The organism is Tabrizicola sp. (assembly GCF_041911175.1).
Lineage (GTDB): Bacteria > Pseudomonadota > Alphaproteobacteria > Rhodobacterales > Rhodobacteraceae > Tabrizicola.
Genome location: NZ_JAYRPN010000098.1, coordinates 21734 through 40330 on the forward strand (window position 1 = coordinate 21734; position 18597 = coordinate 40330).

Sequence of the window (18597 nt, forward strand, 5' to 3'; positions counted from 1 at the left end):
CATGACCCAGATCACATCAGTCGCGACGCAGCCGATTGCGGGGCAGAAGCCGGGAACCTCCGGCCTGCGGAAGAAGACGCCGGTCTTCATGGGGCGGCACTATCTGGAGAATTTCGTCCAGTCGATCTTCGACGTGGTGGGCGCGGCGGGAAAGACCTTCGTTCTGGGTGGGGATGGCCGGTATTTCAACGACCGGGCGGCGCAGGTGATCCTGCGGATGGCGGCGGCGAACGGCGCGGCGCGGATGATCGTGGGGCAGGGGGCGATCCTCAGCACTCCGGCGGCCTCGCATCTGATCCGGCTGAACAAGACCGATGGCGGGATCATCATGTCGGCCTCGCACAATCCGGGTGGGCCGGAGGAGGATTTCGGGGTCAAGTTCAACATGCCGAACGGCGGCCCCGCGCCGGAAGGCGTGACCGAGGCGATGTACAAGCGGACGACCGAGATCACCGAATATCGGGTGCTGGAGGCGCAGGGTGTCGATCTGGGCCAGGTCGGGCGGCACCAGCTCGGGGCGATGGTGGTGGATGTGGTCGATCCGGTCAGCGACTACGCCGCGCTGATGGAAAGCCTGTTCGACTTCCCCGCGATCCGCGCGATGTTCGCGGCAGGGTTCCGCATGCGGATGGATTCGATGTGCGCGGTGACCGGCCCCTATGCGGTGGAGATTCTGGAGAACCGGCTGGGGGCGGCGAAGGGAACTTGCGTGAATGCGACCCCGCTGCCGGATTTCGGCGGGATGCACCCGGACCCCAACCCGACCTGGGCCAGGGCGCTGATGGACGAGATGTTCGGGCCGGATGCGCCCGACTTCGGGGCGGCGTCGGATGGCGACGGGGACCGGAACATGGTGGTGGGGCGGGGGATTTATGTCTCGCCGTCCGATAGCCTGGCGGTGCTGGCGGCGAATGCGCATCTGGCGCCGGGATACAGGGCGGGGCTGAAGGGGATTGCCCGGTCGATGCCGACCAGTGCGGCGGCGGACCGGGTGGCCGAGGCCTTGGGGCTGCATCACTATGAGACGCCGACCGGGTGGAAGTTCTTCGGCAACCTTCTGGACGCCGGGAAGGCGACGATCTGCGGCGAGGAATCGTTCGGAACCGGATCGGACCATGTGCGGGAAAAGGACGGGCTCTGGGCGGTGCTTCTGTGGCTGAACATCCTGGCGGTGAAGCAGGAAAGCGTGGCGAAGATCCTGCATGACCATTTCCACCGCTACGGGCGCAACTACTACAGCCGCCACGATTTCGAGGCGATCGACACCGCGAACGCCGACGCGATGTTCGCCGACCTGCGCGCCGCTTTGCCCGGGTTGAAGGGGCAGGATTTCGACGGGCTGGTCGTCACCCACGCCGACGACTTCGCCTATACCGATCCGGTCGATGGCTCGGTCTCGACCAAGCAGGGGGTGCGGGTGCTGTTCGATGGTGGCAGCCGGGCGGTGTTCCGGCTGTCGGGGACGGGCACGGAGGGGGCGACGCTGCGGCTGTATCTGGAGCGGTTCGTCACCGGGCCGGACGAGCTGGGCGAGGACCCGCAGTCGGCGCTGGCGCCGGTGATCCGGGCGGCGCATCAGATCGCCCGGATTGCCGCGCATACCGGCCGCAGCGAGCCGGATGTCGTCACCTGAGGGCGGGCTGTCCACGGTGGACAGTTTTTCGCGCCCTTGAAAATCAAGGGGTTGCGCGCGGACGTTCAGGATTTCTTAACGGACGCCCTCGCGATCTGGCGGGGCGAGAAGCTCAGGTCCTGAGGCCGGTTTCGTAGAGCAGGCCCTTGCGCTTGGCCTCGTAGTAGTAGCCCTTGGCATACCACATCACGGCGCGGTCCTCGGACCCGCCTGAAACCAGCCAGGCCCCGCGCAGGTACTTGCCGGCATACATCAGGTTGGTCTCGGCATCGAGCAGGCCTTCCGGTGGACCTTCGTAGCCCATCGTCCGCGCAGTCTGCGGCAGGATCTGCATCAGCCCGTAATAGGGGCCATTGCGCGCCGCCGGATTGTAGCCGCTTTCACGCTGGATGATCCGGTGCAGGAGGCTTTCCGGGATGTCATGGATACCCGCATATTTGTGCACCAGCGCCAGCATCTCGGGCGTGGCGCCGGGCGCCATCGGGGCACGGGAGGCGACACGGTCCGGTTTACCCCCGCAGCCGGCAAGGGCCGCGACGGCGAAGATCACAAGGCTGCGACGGGTTACGGACATGGAAGGTGCGCCTTTCGGTTCGGACAGGCGAGCGTTAGCGGGGCCGCGCCGGTGACGCAAGCCATCGCAAGGCGGGTGGGGGCAGACCGGCGGAAACGGGTGGGCCACAGAGGCGGGCTTCGCCGTCATCCCCCTGTTACCGGGCTGGGGCAGAAGCTTCGGAGGTACCCGAAGGCGATCACAAGCTTGGGGGTTGCCTTGGGCAAAACGCCAGATATAGTTTCCGGTAACGGGGCGGGACTCCCCGCCCTGCTGGCCGGTGGCTGACGGGTGAAGCGCGGAGTCTTTGACGTAAATGGACGGTGATTTCAGAACCCAGTTCGTGCGCGATCCCGCGTCGCTGAAGCATTACCCTGCGCTGGTGCTGAACGCCGACTATCGCCCGCTGTCCTACTATCCGCTGTCGCTCTGGCCCTGGCAGGAGGCGATCAAGGCCGCTTTCCTGGACCGGGTGCAGATCGTCGCCGAATATGACGCGGTGGTCCACAGTCAGAGGCAGGAGTTCAGGATACCCTCCGTGGTGGTCCTGAAGGAATTCGTAAGACCCCAGAAGCGCGTGGCATTCACGCGCTTCAATCTTTTCCTGCGGGACGAATTCTGCTGCCAGTATTGCGGGGCGAAGGGCGACCTGACCTTCGACCATGTTCTGCCCCGGTCGCGCGGCGGGATCACCAGCTGGGAGAACGTCGTGGCGGCCTGTTCGCCCTGCAACCTGCGAAAGGGATCACGCACGCTGAAGCAGTCCGGCCTGTCGCTGCGGCGGCCTCCGCGCCAGCCGACGGCAGAGGAGATGCAGGGCCACGGGCGCCGCTTCCCGCCGAACCACCTGCACGAAAGCTGGATGGACTATCTGTACTGGGATGCCGAGCTGGAAGCCTGACGTCGCTTCCGGCTGTCATATCGCCGTTACAAAAGCTTCACAAATCCGGGGACTGATGATCTTCTGGCCGCTTCTGGAAGGGGGCGGATCATGGATGTCAGTCTGCACGCGGCGGCGCTGCATATGTTCACGGCGCTGGCCTGCGGGGCGGTCATCGGGTCCGAGCGGCAGGTCCGGCAGCGGATGGCGGGCCTTCGGACCAATGCGCTGGTGTCACTGGGGGCGGCAGGCTTCGTGATCTTCTCGGGGCTGTTTCCCGACGAGGTCAGCCATACCCGCGTCGCGGCGCAGATCGTGTCCGGCATCGGCTTTCTGGGCGCCGGGATCATCTTTCGCGACGGGTTCAACATCCACGGGCTGAACACGGCGGCGACGCTGTGGTGTTCGGCGGGGGTGGGGATGATGGCCGGGGCGGGGGCCTGGGACCTGGCGCTGCTGCTGACCGGGCTGGTGGTCTTCGTGAACCTCGGGCTCAGGCCGCTGGTCAAGCTTCTGAAGCGCTACACCCGGGCCGGGGTGCCGGTCATCAAGGCCTATCGCGTGCAGGTGGCGGTGGATGCCACCCAGGAGGCGGCGGTCCGCAGCCTGATTCTGCGGACGCTGTCGCTGGGCGGGCTGCATATCTCGGAGATCGGGGTGACAGTGGCGGACGACGGCCGAGGGCTTGACCTTTCGGCGACGGTGACAGCCGAGGAGGTCGGCGAAGCGGCGCTGGAGCAGGCGGTGCAGCGGCTTGCCGCCGAGCCGGGGCTGATGCGCGTGCGTTGGGAGGCCCTGGACGAGGGCTGAGGTTTCCCCATCGGATCAGCGATGCTAGACAGAAGGCGGCGCAGGCTGTAGAACGCCTCCGTTAGCGCTAACAGCGCCTTCGAGGGAGACGGTCATGGTTTCGCGAGTCATTCCGGTGGATGTGTTCGACCTGGTGATCTTCGGCGCGACCGGCGATCTGGCGCGGCGCAAGATCCTGCCCGGGCTCTACCGGCGCTTCGTGGCCGGGCAGATGGTGGCGGAAAGCCGGATCATCGGCGCGGCAAGGGCCGAGCTTACCGACGAGAGCTTCCGCGAGCAAGTCCGTGCCGCCATTCAGGAATTCGTCCCGAAGGCGCGGCAGGATGCGGCAGAGATCGAGGCCTTCCTCGCACGCATCCACTATGTCCCGATCGACGCGACGGGGACGGGGGGCTGGGCGCAGCTGAAGGCGCTGATGCGCGAGAACGTCGTCAGGGCGTTCTATTTCTCGGTCGCACCCAGCCTCTTCGGCGATATCGCGCAGCGGTTGTCGGAGCACGGGATTGCGGACGCCTGGAGCCGGATCGTGGTGGAAAAGCCCTTCGGGCGCGACCTGGCAAGCGCCAAGGCGTTGAACGGGGTGCTGGCCAAGCATTTCAACGAGACGCAGATCTACCGGATCGACCACTACCTTGGGAAAGAGACGGTGCAGAACCTGATGGCGGTGCGCTTTGCGAACATCCTGTTCGAGCCCTTGTGGAAGGCGGAATACATCGACCATGTCCAGATCACCGTGGCAGAAACGGTGGGGGTCGACGGGCGCGGGGCCTATTACGACAAGTCGGGCGCGATGCGGGACATGGTGCAGAACCACCTGATGCAGCTTCTGTGCCTGATCGCGATGGAGCCTCCGTACCATTTCGACCCGGACGCAGTGCGCGACGAGAAACTGAAGGTTATCCGCGCGCTGAAGCCGGTGCGGCCCGAGGACATCGTGCGCGGGCAATACGGGGCGGGGCGGGGCGAGAAGGCCTATGTGGTGCATGCCGAGAACCCCGCGAGCCGGACCGAAAGCTATATCGCGCTGAAGGTGCAGGTGTCGAACTGGCGCTGGCAGGGGGTGCCGTTCTACCTGCGCACCGGCAAGCGTCTGCGCGCGCGGGCCTCGGAGATCGCGATCACCTTCAAGCAGCCGCCGCATGCGATCTTCGACGATGCGACGGGTTGGCACGAGAACGTGCTGGTGATCCGGCTGCAACCGAACGAGGGCATGGACCTGATGGTGATGATCAAGGAGCCCGGTCCGGGCGGGATGCGGCTGATGCAGGTGCCCTTGGACATGTCCTTCGCCGATGCGCTGGGGGCGGAAGCCGAGGACGTGCCGGACGCCTATGAGCGGCTGATCATGGACGTGATCCGCGGCAACCAGACGCTCTTCATGCGGGGCGACGAGGTGGAGGCGGCCTGGGCCTGGTCGGACCCGATCATCCAGGGCTGGGAAGCGCGGGGCGACAGGCCGCAGACCTATGATCCCGGCTCCTCGGGCCCGGAGGATGCGTTGATGCTGATGCACCGCGACGGGCGGCGCTGGCGGGAGATCCGCGAATGAAGCTGGAAACCTATCCGGACCGCGAATTCCTGATGCTGGGGCTGGCGAACACGATCGCCGGACAGCTGGCCGACTTCCTGCGCCGGGAGGGGAAGGCGACCCTGTCGGTGCCCGGGGGAACGACGCCGGGGCCGATCTTCGACACTTTGTCGGGGGTGGATCTGGACTGGGCCAATGTCGCGGTGGTGCTGAACGACGAGCGCTGGGTGCCGGAATCCTCGGAGCGGTCGAACACGCGGCTGCTGCGCGAGCGGCTGCTGCGGGGTAAGGCGGCGCAGGCGCGGCTGGTGCCGCTATATGCCCCGGCCGAGCAGCCGGAGGAGATGCTGGCGGCGCTGGAGGACGGGTTGAAGCCGCATTTGCCGATTTCCGTGCTGCTTCTGGGCATGGGCACGGACATGCATACGGCGAGCCTGTTCCCCGGTGCCGACCGGCTGGAGGAGGCGCTGTCCGCGACCGCGCCGATCCTTCTGCCGATGCGGGCCGAGGCGGCGGGCGAGCCGCGGATCACCCTGACCGCGCCGGTGCTGCGCGGGGCCTTCAACATCCATGTCCTGATCACCGGGGCGGAGAAACGCGCGGCGCTGGAGCGTGCGATGGCCCTGTCCCCGATGGAAGCGCCCGTGCGGGCGGTCCTTGACAACGCAACCGTGCATTGGGCGGAGTGAGCCATGACGAAATGGGATGACCTGCGGCGGCTTCACGATGTGAACAAGGACCGCCATATCCTTGATCTGTTTGACGAAAGCCGCGCCGGGGATTTTTCGGTCCGGGCCGACGGGATGCTCTTCGACTATTCCAAGACCAATATCGACGCGGCGACCCGCGCCGCGCTGGTCAAGCTGGCCGAGGTCTCGGACGTGGCCGAAAAGCGCGCGGCGATGTTCCGTGGCGAGAAGATCAACGACACCGAGGGCCGGGCGGTGCTGCATGTGGCGCTGCGGGCGGGTGACGGCGCGGTGATCGAGGTCGACGGCAAGGATGTGCTGCCCGAGGTGCGCCGGATTCGTGGTCTCTGCGCAGCTTTCGCGCGGGATGTGCGGTCGGGCGCGTTCAGGGGGCAGGGTGGCCGGATCACCGATGTGGTGAACATCGGCATCGGTGGCTCGGACCTTGGCCCGGCGATGGCCTATCTGGCGCTGCATCCTTTTGCCGACGGTCCGCGCTGCCATTTCGTCTCGAACGTGGATGGGGCGCATATCCATGACACGCTCAAGGGTTTGAACCCGGCGACGACGCTGGTGATCGTGGCGTCGAAGACCTTCACCACCATCGAGACGATGACCAATTCTGATACGGCGAAACGCTGGATGGCGGCGACGGTCGCGAACCCGGCGGCGCAGTTTGCCGCCGTGTCGACCGCAGGTGACAAGACCGCCGCCTATGGCATTGATCCGGCGCGGGTTTTCGGGTTCGAGGACTGGGTCGGCGGGCGCTATTCGATGTGGGGGCCGATTGGCCTTGCCCTGATGATTGCCATCGGGCCGGAGGCGTTCGACCAGTTTCTTGCCGGTGGCCGGGCGATGGACCGGCATTTCCTGACCGCGCCTTTGGCGCAGAACATGCCGGTCATGCTGGCGCTGGTCGGGGTCTGGCACAACCAGCTGTGCGACTATGCCACGCGGGCAGTTCTGCCTTACGATCAACGGCTTGCAAGGCTTCCTGCCTATTTGCAGCAGCTGGAGATGGAGAGTAATGGCAAGCGCGTGGCGGTGGACGGGTCGGACTTGACCGTCAACTCCGGCCCCGTGGTCTGGGGCGAGCCGGGAACCAACGGCCAGCATGCCTTTTACCAGCTGATCCATCAGGGGACGCGGGTCATTCCCTGTGAATTACTGGTGGCGCGCAAGGGACATGAGCCGGACCTGGCCCATCAGCACCTGCTTCTGGTGTCGAACTGCCTGGCGCAGGCCGAGGCGCTGCTGCGCGGGCGGTCGCTGGACGAGGCGCGGGAGATCATGGCGAAGAAGGGCGCGACGGGGGCCGAGCTGGAACGACAGGCGCGGCATCGCGTGTTCCCCGGCAACCGGCCCTCGACCGTGTTGGCCTATGGCCTGCTGACGCCCTTCGTGCTGGGCCAGATCATCGCGCTTTATGAGCACCGGGTGTTCGTGGAAGGCGTGATCCTGGGGATCAACTCCTACGACCAGTGGGGGGTGGAACTGGGCAAGGAACTGGCGCTGGCCCTGCAGCCGGTGCTGGAGGGCAAGGCGGGGACCGAGGGCAAGGATGGTTCGACCGCCGCGCTGGTGGGTTTCCTGCGGGCGGAAGGTTAGCCGCCGGAAACACTGCCCCGTACTGTCATCCCCGCGAAAGCGGGGACCCAGATGCTGCGCCCTAAGCTGGGTCCCCGCTTTCGCGGGGATGACAGTCGTTTCCGGCGCTTACTTCAGCGCCGCAGTGACGATGATCTCGACCTTGTAGTCGGGGGTCGCGAGCTTCGATTCGCCCGTCGCGCGGGCGGCCGTGTGGCCCTGCGGGACCCAGCTGTCATAGACCGAGTTCATCTCGGCGAAGGTGGACATGTCGGCGAGCCAGATCTGCACCATCAGGATGCGGGTCTTGTCGGTTCCGGCCTTGGCCAGGATGGCGTCGACCGCGGCCAGCGCCTGCCGGGTCTGGTCGGCGACCGAGCCGGTCGGCTCGCCGAGCTGGCCGGCAAGGTAGAGGGTGCCGTTATGGGCCACCGCCTCGGACATGCGGGGGCCGATGCCGTAGCGGGTGATTTCGGTGGTCATGGGATGCTCCTTCTTGGCGTCGGGCGGTTGCTAGCCGGTTCCGCGCCTGAACGGAAGCTACTTCACGCGGCGGCAGTTGAACTGGTCGCCCGAGGCGCCGGAAACCCAGGTCAAGCCGGTATCGGTCACGGCGGCCAGCGCGATGGTGTAGCCGTTGGCGAAACGCAGGATGTAGTTGCGCCCGTCGCGGGCGACATTGAGGATCGGGTAGGTGCCGGAGCCGTTGGTGTAGGTGGTGTTGGTGAAGGTGAAGGTATCGACCCCGCAATCCCAGCTGCCGACGAAGGCGTAGGGTTCCGAGGGGCCGCTGTCCTGCACGCAGGCGGCGAGGGCGAGGCAGAGGGGCAGGGCGAGATGGCGCAGGGTCATGAACGGCTCCGACATGGCTGTCGCCAAGGTCCGCCGCGCGAACCGTCCTGTCAACCTGGGTTGTGGGGCATTGGAGCGGGTGAAGGGCAACGGGTTTGAAAATCTAACCCAGAGTGGCCGTCACTTTCTCCTGTTTTCTCAATAGCTTCCGCCCGTAAGGCTTCCGGTAGGTTTCCGTCGTGTGTGCCTGACGTGTCGCCAGTGTGTGCCTATCGATAGCTGCCATGCAGTGGGGCTTCAAGCTCAATTCTTTTCTATGGTCCACCCCATCGTGTCCGCCATTGATGACGGAAGGACCACGTTGATGATCTTTCCGCGAGTGATGCCGCTCACCTGCATGACGAACTCGCTGTCGTCACCACTTGAAGGGATCAGCCCTGCCTGTCGAAGATATGCCTGTATCTCGGACGCATCGACGTAGCAGTTAATCAGCTTGGCCCAATAGAACATCTCGGTTTCTCTCTTCTCTGGGCTGTCAAGTGCCTCCAAGACGTTCCTTGCATTCGCAACGCAATTAATTGCATGGTCTGATACTTCTCTGAGTGCAAACTCCCTGCTGTTGATAGCTCGCTCTAGACGCTCCCCTTGACCGCCCAGCTCGGTTGTCAGCCACTCGCTTTCCGCTGGCGACAATCTAGGGACATGGGATGAAAACTCCTCCCAATAGGCTCGGATTGCTTCCGCTAGAACACGGCGCTGGCCCTCATCAACGTAGATCGCGTCCCAGGGGACAGCATTGATGACTGCCTTCTCAAGCTCTTTCGTCGTTGCGGATAGTGCCCCAGGAGCGACGGCGGCCAACCCAATAGAAATGCAAACGATCAAGCGACGTGGATTTAGGTGGCGCATCCTGATTCTCCCTTGCTCCCGACAGGGTAGGGTCGGCCGGAAAATCTGCAAAAAAAATATGAGGCCTCGACATTGACTTGTGAAGCCGCGCAATCCCCCCGGTGGGGGTCGCGTTCTCCGCCTTCCGTGCCACCCTCATTGCATCCTCTGCCGCCCATCGGCCCACCCTCCGGGACCTGTCATGGCCTCGCCTTCCCTCGCGAATGACAGGCACAACGTTCGTTGACATTTGACAAATGCTCTGGCTAGATGCCCCAGACACCACCACAGGGGCACCAGACGTGAAGCAATTCGTCATCTATCGCAGGGTCAGCACAGAGGATCAGGGCCGCTCAGGCCTCGGCCTAGAGGCGCAGACGCGGGACATAGACCTCTACCTCGCCAACTATGCCGAGACACCCTTTGAGATCGCAGGGGCCTTCCTTGACGTGCTCTCGGGGCGTGACAATGACCGCCCGGAGTTGACCAAGGCTCTGGACCTCTGCCGCAAGACGGGGGCGGAGTTGCTTGTCGCCAAGCTGGACCGCCTGTCCCGCCGCGTGTCGTTCATCGCTGCATTGATGGATGACCCCAAGGTGAAGCTACGGGTGGCCTCGATGCCCAATGCCGACAAGTTTCAACTGCACATCTACGCCGCCCTGGCTGAACAGGAACGGGACTTCATCTCCCTCCGCACCAAGGCGGCGCTGGCAGAGGCGAAAGCCAAGGGGCGCAAGCTGGGGGGCCTCCGGGATGCCACCGGGAAGCGCAATGAGGCTATCCAGAGGGACGCCCAAGCCTTTGCCCAGAGGGTGCAGCCGATAGTGGAACCTCTACGGGGCTCTGGGGCTACACTGGCGGAGATCGCCGGGGCACTGGACGGGGCAGGGATCGCCACCGCACGCGGCGGTAAGTGGACCCCTACGCAGGTTAAACGGGTGCTGGAGAGGCTTGCGTCCATCGCATAGGTTTGATCAAGCCATGACGTGCTTGCATGTCTCCGTATCAGTTTTCAACTGTCTCAAGAGTGAAAGGACACCATGACAGACACCACAACCCCGCTGTGCGCGCATTGCGGGACACCTCTACACCCCCAGAAGCGCATCGCAAGGCGCAACTGGTGTGGCCCCGCCTGTGCCGCTAAGGCGCAATACCGGGTAAAGATGGGCCTCGCCTCTGATCGCCGACAGGTGAGAACCTACCGGCCCCGCCAGAACAACAGCTACCACGATGCTGTCGGCATTGCCTACCAATCCGCCTTCACCCGCTTCTCTGATCACTACGGCTTCACGGTCATCCCCGGAGGCTATGAGGCCCCAGACGACCCGGCCTCGGTCCTCTCCACCTTCTTTGACTATGACCCGGAGACAGGCCAGATCACCCACCGCGACCCCGGCCCCGCATGGTTTAGCGATAGGGGCTACCTCTGCCGCCAATCCAAGTGCCCCGATGGGAAGCCAGCCGACACTTCCAGGAATGGCGTGGGATACCGGCAGGTGCAGATTTTCGGTAGGCCTATCCCGGCCCAAGTGGTGGCCTTTGCGATGCACCACGGGAGGCTTCCCGATGACGGCATGACGATTGACCACCTCAACTGGAACCGGGGAGACAACCGGGCTGATAACCTGCAAGAGGTGACGGCGGCGGAGAATACCCGGAGACGGCGGCGGCGCTAACTTTCCACACTCGGTGAGATGACACAGGCCCCAGAGATCACCTCTAGGGCCTCTTTCTTTGCACCCTCCGAACCTGAATATTTCATCCCCATACAGGCACCGTCAGCGCCCCCAGAGGGCACCCCGGCCAAGCCCCGTTGGTCCATCCCGTCCCCACATGGGAACCACCTCTCCGGGCATCCCCATCTAGTCCCCATACGGGGAGTATATCGTGATTTGTCAGATGCTTACAAGCCGTGCTTCATGCAGTTGTTCAACCAAGTGTCGCTAGACGCGACTGACTGCACCACGAAAGGATGCACAATGACCAAGCCGCTCACCTCAGTCTCCGCCCACCTTGTCCACGCCGGGGAGATCATCGACGCAATCGCAGAGGCCACCGTCAGAGCCACCCCAGACGCCCGCAAGACCCTCGCCCATATCGACGCCGCCAAGGCGTTCACGACCGCCGCAGACGCCCTGTATGAGGCAGCGGAGAGGATCGCGGCGGGGGAGGCAGTGGGCACCCCGGAAATAGTCTTGGCCCTCCGGGTGGCCGGGGTGAAGGCTAACGAGGGGATGGACCTGTTGGCCGGGAAGGTCGCAGTCGCCGAGAGGCGGGCAGGGCTGGCCGTGGTCCACTAAGCGCCGGAACCGATTACCCCTTTTCATAGGGAAGACGCACCCCGAACGATCAAAGGCTCAAGGCCCCGTGGGATCACCTCGCGGGGCCTTTCTGCGCCTCGGAGAAGTCTGCTCCCCGGTTCACATTCCCACCCTTCCGAACGGGCCGGGGTGAAACCACTCATCTTAGGACAATTCCGTCCAACCCATCCCCATCAAGAGGAACACGACATGTCTGCACAAATCTTCAACGCCCCCGCCGATGGCATCTCCCCGGAACAACTCGCCGAATGGCAACGCCAGCTTGACGGGACCCCGGAACAGAAGGCCCAGCGCACGGGCTTCCGTCCTGCCGGGATGGTGGCGAAGCTGGAGGAAGTGACCATCCAGAATGGCGTCATCACTTCGGCCAAGACCACCGCCAAGAGTCAATCGGGCATCAAGACCGTCTACGCCACCCCGACCGAACCGGGTTTCATTCCGCTGCCGGGCGGAGGTAAGACCAGCGTGGAGGCCGCGAAGGCCGGGGGTCTGGTCCCGCATACGTGGAATGAGGGCGACCCGCTCCCTTTTGACGTAGCCCCGAAAGGGGCACCCTCCGACGCCCCCAAGGAAGCCCAAGACAAGGCCCCTGACGCCACCCATTCGGAACATCTTGCGAAGATCGCCGGGGAGGTTCTGCGGGGAGTGGATCAGGTCCACGGGCCGCAAGTCACCGACGCCCTAGTGGATCAGGTGGCCGACAATGGCGACCCGGACTCGATCCTTGACCAACTGCCCTCCGGTGTCTCTCCGGTCCACGTAAAGCAGGTGATGGCTGGCTACATCGCGCAAGCCAATGACATGCTGTCCACGGTCGGGGCCTCGGTCCCCCTGTTGGAACAGATGCTAGACGCTGACGAGTTGCGGCAAGCCCGCCGTGCCACGTTGTCCAACGTCCCGGAGGAGATGACCCGCCTCGGTCAGATCGCCGTGGACCGCCTCGCCCAGATGCCCAAGACGGACCCGGAGACATTCCGGGAGATGGTCGAAGGCATGGACCCCAAGGCCCGCCAGATGATCCGCCATGACCGCAACACCGGGGAATGGATCGTATCCCTTCCGGGGCACCCTTCCATGAGCTACGGGGCGGCTGTCCGCCTCGGCCTAGTGAAAGTCTGACGCATGACCTCCACCGCCATCGCTTCCAACGTCCCCCGCACCGCAACTTGCGGAACCTGTGGGGGCACCTTCTACCCGCCCGCCCTGTCCACCGGGGCACCCCAATGCGGGAAGTGTCAGCAAGCCGCAGACAATGCCCGTAGCGCCTCCCAGAGGGCCGCTTATGGGGCCATGTCCACCACGGGCACTCACACCGCCTAACCACCCTTGGCTGCCCCCGTGGTGGCCCCCCTGCGCCTCCTATGACTGCCCTCCGGGATCACCTCGGGGGGCCTTTTTCGTTCACCCCGCCGCGCCCCATGCGGCCCCCTAGAGGAAACCGACAATGAACCTGAAATTCCCCACCATCTCCGATGCCGAAGTTGCCCGGAGAGTGGACAACCTCCGCCGCCACCGTGACGCCGCCGCCGATGCTGCCTTGGTCAGCTTGGCCACCTCCCACAACCCGATGCTTGACGCGATGGGGACGGATGCCGAAGTCACCGCCCGCGCCGTTGTGGACGCCCTCACCGCCGCAGACGTGGCAGCTAGGGTCTACACGGCCAAGGTTGCCGCCGATGCCGTGGTGGACCTCTACGCCGCCGCCACGCTGCCTCCGCCTCCGCCCCTTGTCCGCATGATCGCCCATGAACTCCCCGCCGATGGCAGGGGCAGGGGCCGACGCGACAGCCGTCAACGTCAAGTCCCGATCACTGGCACCCGCTGCTAGTAGATCAGCCCGACGCCGCAGAGCCTCCACATAGGATTCCCGCTCTGTCGCCGTGCCACTGGACGCCGCCTCCGACCGCACCCGGCCTAGCTTGGCCTCGGCAATCTCTTTCTCCACTTCGGCATGATACCAGGGATAGGCCGCAAGGGCCTCTCCTTCCGAATCCCCCAGCTTCCGCTTGAACTCCCTCTTGGTGATGGTCGCGGAAACTTCCTTGGGCACCCTCCGGCGATACTGCCAACTGCCCGCTTTCGTGCGTTCGACGTGCTTCAAAACAAGTCCCATGTGTGCCCCGTGTGTTCCTCGGTGTGTGCCGGAAGGAACCGTAAGGGCTTGAATTATCGAGAAAAAAGGCCAGGACAAGGGCCAGATGGAGCGGGTGAAGGGAATCGAACCCTCGTCGTAAGCTTGGGAAGCTTCTGCTCTACCATTGAGCTACACCCGCGTGGGGTTGGATTTAGCCATTCCCGAAGGGGAAGGCAAGCGGGTTGCGGGCGGGAAATGCGTCGGCGAACGGCCGGAAAACACAACGGGCCCGGTGATTTCTCACGGGCCCGTCGATGTGTTGGCTCCGGCGGTAGGGATCGAACCTACGACCAATTGATTAACAGTCAACTGCTCTACCGCTGAGCTACGCCGGAACACGGGCGGGTCTATAGCAAGCGTGTTCGGGGGCGGCAAGGGGCAAAAGGGCGGAAAATGCAGCCGGGGTCAGCGCAGCGCGAATTCGGCGTTGGGGTGCGGCGAGGGGGTGGCGGTCACCAGGTTTCTTGATGCCAGATCAATGAGATGGGCAAGGACGTTGCGTTCCGCCGCCGGGAGGAGGTGGCGGGGAATGTCGCTGTAGATGCGGGCGGTCAGCGAAGGGATTCCGGCCGCGCCGCCGACCAGAGCCTGCAGGATCTGCGCCTCGCGACCGAGGCGGTGGGCGATCAGCTCCTCCACGCGGGCGGATGGATTTTCGACGGGGTCGCCGTGACCGGGCAGGAAACGGTGCCAGTCGCGGGCGGCGAGGCGGTGGAGCGAGGCCATGTAGGCGCCCATGTCGCCGTCGGGCGGGGAGACGATGGAAGTGGACCAGCCCATGACGTGATCGCCGGAGAAGAGCGTGTCGCCGAGTGCAAGGCACAGGTGGCCGCCGAGATGGCCGGGGGTGTGGAGCGCAGCGAGGCTCCAGTCCGGGCCGGAGAGCGTGTCACCATCGGCGAGGCGCAGGTCGGGGGCGAAGGCGAGGTCGAGGCCTTCGCCGGTCGCGGGCAGGCCGGGGGCGAGGCTGGCCATCAGCGGGCTGCGCCCCTCGGTCGCGGTTCCGTAGGCGAAGACCGGGGCACCGGTGGCAGCGGCGAGGCGGGGGGCGAGGGCGGAATGGTCGCGGTGGGCGTGGGTGACGAGGATGTGGCTGATGTGCTGGCCGGGTCGGGCGGCGTCGAGAATCGCCGCAAGATGGGCGTCGTCGTCCGGGCCGGGATCGATCACCGCCAGGGCGGTCGCACCCACGAGCCAGGTGTTGGTCCCGGCCCCGGTCAGGGGCGAGGGATTCGGGGCGAGGAGGGGACGGACAGGCGGATCGAGGGTCATCGGGCGGCATGGCTTTCCAAGGGGCGCGGGGGCGGATAGGCTTCGAGGCGATGTCGGTCTTCCAGCGTATCCTTCCCAGAGGCCTGTACGGGCGCGCGGCACTGATCCTGATCGTGCCGATCGTGGCGATCCAGCTGGTCTTCTCGACCGAGTTCATCCAGCGCTTCTATGAAGACGTGACCGACCAGATGACGCAAGGGGTCGCGATCGACCTGGCGTTCCTTCTGGGCGCAATCGAGGGCAGCCCGACGCTGGCCGAGGCACAGGCCCGGGTGGTGCCCCTGGCGGAGGCGCTGGCGATCACCTTGAGCCTGCCCGCCGGTCCCGAGGCGCCGCAGGCGGATGTTCGCCAGCGCATCGACCTGTCGGGGGATACGATCATCGCCACCCTGCACGCGCGGTTGCCAACGCTGGTGGCGGTTGACCTGACAGCAGGGAACCGGGCGGTGAAGCTGCGCTTTGACAGCCGGTTCGGGCCGATCGGGGCCGAGGTGAACCGGCGGCGGATGTCGGCGGCGAACCCGCACCAGCTGATCGTGCTGATGGTGTTCACCTCGGTCCTGATGACGGTGATCGCCTATTTCTTCCTGCGGCGGCAGTTGCGCCCGATCACCAAGCTGGCCGAGGCGGCGGCGGAGTTCGGCAAGGGGCGGGCGGTCAGCTACAAGCCGCGCGGTGCGCAGGAGGTGCGGGCGGCGGGCCGGGCCTTCCTGGACATGCGCGCACGGATCGAACGGCAGATCGAGCAGCGCACGCTGATGCTCTCGGGGGTGAGCCATGACCTGCGCACACCGCTCACCCGGATGCGGCTGGCCCTGTCGCTGATGCCCGAGGATGCCGAGGTCGAGGCGCTGCAGGCGGACGTGACGCAGATGGAGCGCATGGTCGACGAGTTCCTGGCCTTCGTGCGCGGCGATGCGATGGAGGGGTCGGAGCCGACGGATGCGGTGACCCTGGTGCGCGGGGTGGTGGAGCGGGCGGGGCCCCGGGTGCGGCTGGCGACGGTCGAGGGCGTTCCCGAACCGGTGGAGATGCGGCCGCAGGCCGTCGTGCGGGCCGTGGAGAACCTGGTGACGAATGCACTGCGCTTCGGGTCCCGGGTCGACCTTCGGCTGACGTTCCAGGAGCGCAGCCTGCGGATCACTGTCGAGGATGACGGGCCGGGCATTCCGGCGGATCGGCGGGACGAGGCGCTGCGCCCCTTCACCCGGCTGGAGGCGGCGCGCGATCCGAACCGGGGGGCCGGGGTCGGGCTGGGCCTGTCGATCGCATCCGACATCGCCCTGAGCCACGGGGGCGCGCTGCGGCTGTCGCAGAGCGAAGGCCTCGGCGGGCTTCGGGTTGACCTGGTGATCGCGCGCTGAGGGGCAGGCGCCTTACTTGGAGGCGCCGACCACGAGGATCCAGTGCAGCTTGTTGTCGGGGGCGGGGCTGACCGCGATGCCGATGCCGACATCACGCGCCTTGCGCAGAAGGATGTTGTCCTTGTGGTGTGGCGAATGCATCCACCATTCCACCGCGCGGGCCCCCGAGGCGAAGCCGCGCCCGGTGTTTTCCGCGGCCGTGCGGAAGCCGTAGCCAACGCGGCGCAGACGCGTCTTCAGTGTGCCGCCGTCCGAGGAGACGTGGCTGATGGAGTGGCGCTTGGCATTGTCGCAGGCGGCGCCCTGCGCGGCCTTGTCGAGCTTGCCCGACAGGGTGAGTGCCGACAGGCCATAGGCCTTGCGTTCGGCGTTGAGGTGAGCCAGCAGTTCCTTCTGCATCGCGTCCGCGTTCGGCGGAACGATGCAACCCGCCTGGACTGCGGATTGAAGGCAAAGAAAGGCCGATGCGGCCACGGCCGCCAGGCGCAGGTGCTTCAGCATGGCTTGTCCCCAACGTTTCGCGTCATCCACCAATCCCAGAGCAGTTGGGCCGGAATCGGGCAGAATGTGGCATAAACGGTGAATTATGCGAGAAATGCGAAGATTGCACTCGTCCTGCAGGTGAGTAGGCAAGGCTTTGCCGGTCGGCTTTGCGCAAACGTGACTTTCCACGCGCGGCGCAAGCGGGAAGGATGCGGGAAGTGACGAAAAAGGAAGGCCCCGGGGAACCATGCTGGACGGGTTGATGCGGGAGATGATCGACGTGCCGCTGAACCGGGGCGGGCGCTGGCTGGCGATGCGCGGGGCCTCGGCGGATGTGGTGACGCTGGCGGGGCTTGCGCTGGGTCTGGCGGCTGCGGGGATGATCTGGGCCGGGGCTTCGGGGCTATGGGTTGCGCTGGTGCTGCTGGCCAGCCGGTTGGCGGACGGGCTGGACGGCGCGGTGGCGCGGGCGCAGGGGAAAAGCGATTTCGGCGGCCATCTCGACATCGCCTGCGACTTCACCTTCTACGGCGCGGTGCCGCTGGCCTTCGTGCTGGCCGATCCGGCGACGAACGGGGCGGCGGGGGCCTTCCTGCTGTTCAGCTTCTACGTCAATGCGGCAAGCTTCCTGGGCTTTGCGATCCTGGCCGAGAAACGCGGCATGGAAACCCGGCAGCGGGGCGAGAAGTCGCTGTATTTCACCGCCGGGCTGATGGAGGGGACCGAGACGATCCTGTGCCTCGTCCTCGTCGTCCTGTGGCCTGTGCTCTTCGGTCCGGTGGCGTGGGTCTTTGGCGCCCTGTGCCTGCTGACGGCAGCGGCGCGCATGGTGCTTTCGGCGCGCACCTTCCGCTAGGCCGTTGGCTTTTCAGGCCTGTTCCCGCGTCTGGCAAATCGCGAGGACCTGCCCTTGCAGCCCCCGTTCCGCCCCACTAAGACTCTGGCAAGACTTTCGGCGATATTCCTCGCCAGAGACACGAGAGGCAGGCCCCGATGCGCGATCCCGTTGAGCACTACATGAACACCCTTGTCCCGATGGTCGTCGAGCAGACCAGCCGGGGCGAGCGCGCCTACGACATCTTCAGCCGCCTCTTGAAGGAGCGGATCATCTTCCTGGGCGGCCCGGTGCACGACGGCATGTCGAGCCTGATCTGCGCGCAACTGCTGTTCCTGGAATCGGAAAATCCGTCCAAGGAAATCTCGATGTACATCAACAGCCCCGGCGGCGTGGTGACGGCGGGGCTGTCGATCTACGACACGATGCAATACATCCGGCCGAAGATTTCCACTCTGGTGATCGGGCAGGCGGCCTCGATGGGGTCGCTGTTGCTGACGGCGGGGGAGAAGGGCATGCGTTTCAGCCTGCCGAACAGCCGCGTCATGGTCCACCAGCCATCGGGCGGCTACCAGGGCCAGGCGACCGACATCATGATCCACGCGCAGGAAACGCAGAAACTGAAGCGGCGCCTGAACGAGATCTACGTCAAGCACACCGGCAACGACTATGAGACGGTCGAGGCGGCGCTGGAGCGGGACAACTTCATGTCGGCCGAGGATGCCAAGGCCTGGGGGCTGATCGACCAGATCCTCGAAAGCCGCGGAAAGGCCGACGATACGTCGAAATGACGCCCAGTTTCCGCCCGAAGGTCCAGTCGGATTTCGG

General features: G+C 65.4%; 20 protein-coding genes and 2 tRNA genes. 14 read left to right on the forward strand and 8 right to left on the reverse strand.

The window, feature by feature from the left end:
* The first annotated feature begins 1 nt into the window (after position 1).
* Complete coding sequence (locus ACE3P6_RS13160) at positions 2-1633, forward strand: alpha-D-glucose phosphate-specific phosphoglucomutase (RefSeq protein WP_374395744.1); 1632 nt, start codon at positions 2-4, stop codon at positions 1631-1633.
* 112 nt (positions 1634-1745) lie between these two features.
* On the opposite strand, the gene ACE3P6_RS13165 is transcribed toward ACE3P6_RS13160, so the two are convergent.
* On the reverse strand, positions 1746-2207 hold the full coding sequence (locus ACE3P6_RS13165) for a transglycosylase SLT domain-containing protein (RefSeq protein ID WP_374395747.1): 462 nt from the start codon (positions 2205-2207) through the stop codon (positions 1746-1748).
* Between the two features lie 295 nt (positions 2208-2502).
* Between ACE3P6_RS13165 and ACE3P6_RS13170 the strand changes: the two genes are divergently transcribed.
* The 5 genes from ACE3P6_RS13170 to pgi all read left to right on the forward strand — a co-directional run bounded on the left by ACE3P6_RS13170 (position 2503) and on the right by pgi (position 7701).
* Positions 2503-3087: an HNH endonuclease gene (locus ACE3P6_RS13170; RefSeq protein WP_374375848.1), complete on the forward strand. Its 585-nt coding sequence runs from the start codon at positions 2503-2505 to the stop codon at positions 3085-3087.
* Between the two features lie 90 nt (positions 3088-3177).
* On the forward strand, positions 3178-3876 hold the full coding sequence (locus ACE3P6_RS13175) for an MgtC/SapB family protein (protein WP_374395750.1): 699 nt from the start codon (positions 3178-3180) through the stop codon (positions 3874-3876).
* A 94-nt stretch (positions 3877-3970) separates the two neighbouring features.
* A complete protein-coding gene (gene zwf / locus ACE3P6_RS13180; RefSeq protein ID WP_374395753.1) occupies positions 3971-5425 on the forward strand; it encodes a glucose-6-phosphate dehydrogenase in 1455 nt (484 codons plus the stop codon).
* Entirely contained in the window at positions 5422-6093 is a 672-nt protein-coding gene (gene pgl / locus ACE3P6_RS13185) for a 6-phosphogluconolactonase (protein ID WP_374395756.1), read from the forward strand. Before zwf ends, pgl begins: the two co-directional genes overlap by 4 nt.
* A gap of 3 nt (positions 6094-6096) precedes the next feature.
* Entirely contained in the window at positions 6097-7701 is a 1605-nt protein-coding gene (gene pgi / locus ACE3P6_RS13190; RefSeq protein ID WP_374395758.1) for a glucose-6-phosphate isomerase, read from the forward strand.
* Between the two features lie 108 nt (positions 7702-7809).
* Here pgi and ACE3P6_RS13195 read toward each other — a convergent pair whose 3' ends face one another.
* The 3 genes from ACE3P6_RS13195 to ACE3P6_RS13205 all read right to left on the reverse strand — a co-directional run bounded on the left by ACE3P6_RS13195 (position 7810) and on the right by ACE3P6_RS13205 (position 9333).
* Positions 7810-8163 carry a RidA family protein gene (locus tag ACE3P6_RS13195; protein ID WP_374395760.1) on the reverse strand — a complete coding sequence of 118 codons (354 nt, stop codon included), beginning with the start codon at positions 8161-8163 and terminating at the stop codon, positions 7810-7812.
* Between the two features lie 57 nt (positions 8164-8220).
* A complete protein-coding gene (locus ACE3P6_RS13200) occupies positions 8221-8547 on the reverse strand; it encodes a hypothetical protein (RefSeq protein ID WP_374395763.1) in 327 nt (108 codons plus the stop codon).
* 228 nt (positions 8548-8775) lie between these two features.
* Entirely contained in the window at positions 8776-9333 is a 558-nt protein-coding gene (locus ACE3P6_RS13205; RefSeq protein WP_374395766.1) for a hypothetical protein, read from the reverse strand.
* Positions 9334-9662: 329 nt separating this feature from the next.
* Here ACE3P6_RS13205 and ACE3P6_RS13210 point away from each other — a divergent pair, with 329 nt between their 5' ends.
* From ACE3P6_RS13210 to ACE3P6_RS13230, 5 genes are all read left to right on the forward strand, one after another.
* A complete protein-coding gene (locus ACE3P6_RS13210) occupies positions 9663-10328 on the forward strand; it encodes a recombinase family protein (protein ID WP_374395768.1) in 666 nt (221 codons plus the stop codon).
* A 72-nt stretch (positions 10329-10400) separates the two neighbouring features.
* Entirely contained in the window at positions 10401-11036 is a 636-nt protein-coding gene (locus ACE3P6_RS13215; protein WP_374395771.1) for an HNH endonuclease signature motif containing protein, read from the forward strand.
* 303 nt (positions 11037-11339) lie between these two features.
* Positions 11340-11660: a hypothetical protein gene (locus ACE3P6_RS13220; RefSeq protein WP_374395773.1), complete on the forward strand. Its 321-nt coding sequence runs from the start codon at positions 11340-11342 to the stop codon at positions 11658-11660.
* Positions 11661-11810: 150 nt separating this feature from the next.
* On the forward strand, positions 11811-12800 hold the full coding sequence (locus ACE3P6_RS13225) for a hypothetical protein (protein WP_374395775.1): 990 nt from the start codon (positions 11811-11813) through the stop codon (positions 12798-12800).
* Between the two features lie 325 nt (positions 12801-13125).
* Positions 13126-13509: a hypothetical protein gene (locus ACE3P6_RS13230; protein WP_374395777.1), complete on the forward strand. Its 384-nt coding sequence runs from the start codon at positions 13126-13128 to the stop codon at positions 13507-13509.
* A gap of 371 nt (positions 13510-13880) precedes the next feature.
* On the opposite strand, the gene ACE3P6_RS13235 is transcribed toward ACE3P6_RS13230, so the two are convergent.
* The 3 genes from ACE3P6_RS13235 to ACE3P6_RS13245 all read right to left on the reverse strand — a co-directional run bounded on the left by ACE3P6_RS13235 (position 13881) and on the right by ACE3P6_RS13245 (position 15087).
* Positions 13881-13954, reverse strand: a tRNA-Gly gene (locus ACE3P6_RS13235).
* A gap of 121 nt (positions 13955-14075) precedes the next feature.
* Positions 14076-14150 (reverse strand) — tRNA-Asn (locus tag ACE3P6_RS13240).
* Between the two features lie 70 nt (positions 14151-14220).
* Positions 14221-15087: an MBL fold metallo-hydrolase gene (locus ACE3P6_RS13245; protein WP_374395779.1), complete on the reverse strand. Its 867-nt coding sequence runs from the start codon at positions 15085-15087 to the stop codon at positions 14221-14223.
* A gap of 50 nt (positions 15088-15137) precedes the next feature.
* On the opposite strand from ACE3P6_RS13245, the gene ACE3P6_RS13250 reads away from it, so the two are divergent.
* On the forward strand, positions 15138-16451 hold the full coding sequence (locus ACE3P6_RS13250; protein ID WP_374395857.1) for an ATP-binding protein: 1314 nt from the start codon (positions 15138-15140) through the stop codon (positions 16449-16451).
* 12 nt (positions 16452-16463) lie between these two features.
* On the opposite strand, the gene ACE3P6_RS13255 is transcribed toward ACE3P6_RS13250, so the two are convergent.
* Positions 16464-16952, reverse strand: coding sequence for a CAP domain-containing protein (locus ACE3P6_RS13255; protein WP_374395781.1), 489 nt, complete (start codon positions 16950-16952; stop codon positions 16464-16466).
* Between the two features lie 229 nt (positions 16953-17181).
* Here ACE3P6_RS13255 and ACE3P6_RS13260 point away from each other — a divergent pair, with 229 nt between their 5' ends.
* Both ACE3P6_RS13260 and ACE3P6_RS13265 read left to right on the forward strand, forming a co-directional pair.
* Entirely contained in the window at positions 17182-17790 is a 609-nt protein-coding gene (locus tag ACE3P6_RS13260; RefSeq protein WP_374395784.1) for a CDP-alcohol phosphatidyltransferase family protein, read from the forward strand.
* 137 nt (positions 17791-17927) lie between these two features.
* The gene (locus tag ACE3P6_RS13265) at positions 17928-18560 is read left to right on the forward strand and encodes an ATP-dependent Clp protease proteolytic subunit (RefSeq protein WP_374395786.1); all 633 of its coding nucleotides are present in this window, start codon (positions 17928-17930) and stop codon (positions 18558-18560) included.
* Positions 18561-18597: the final 37 nt, after the last annotated feature.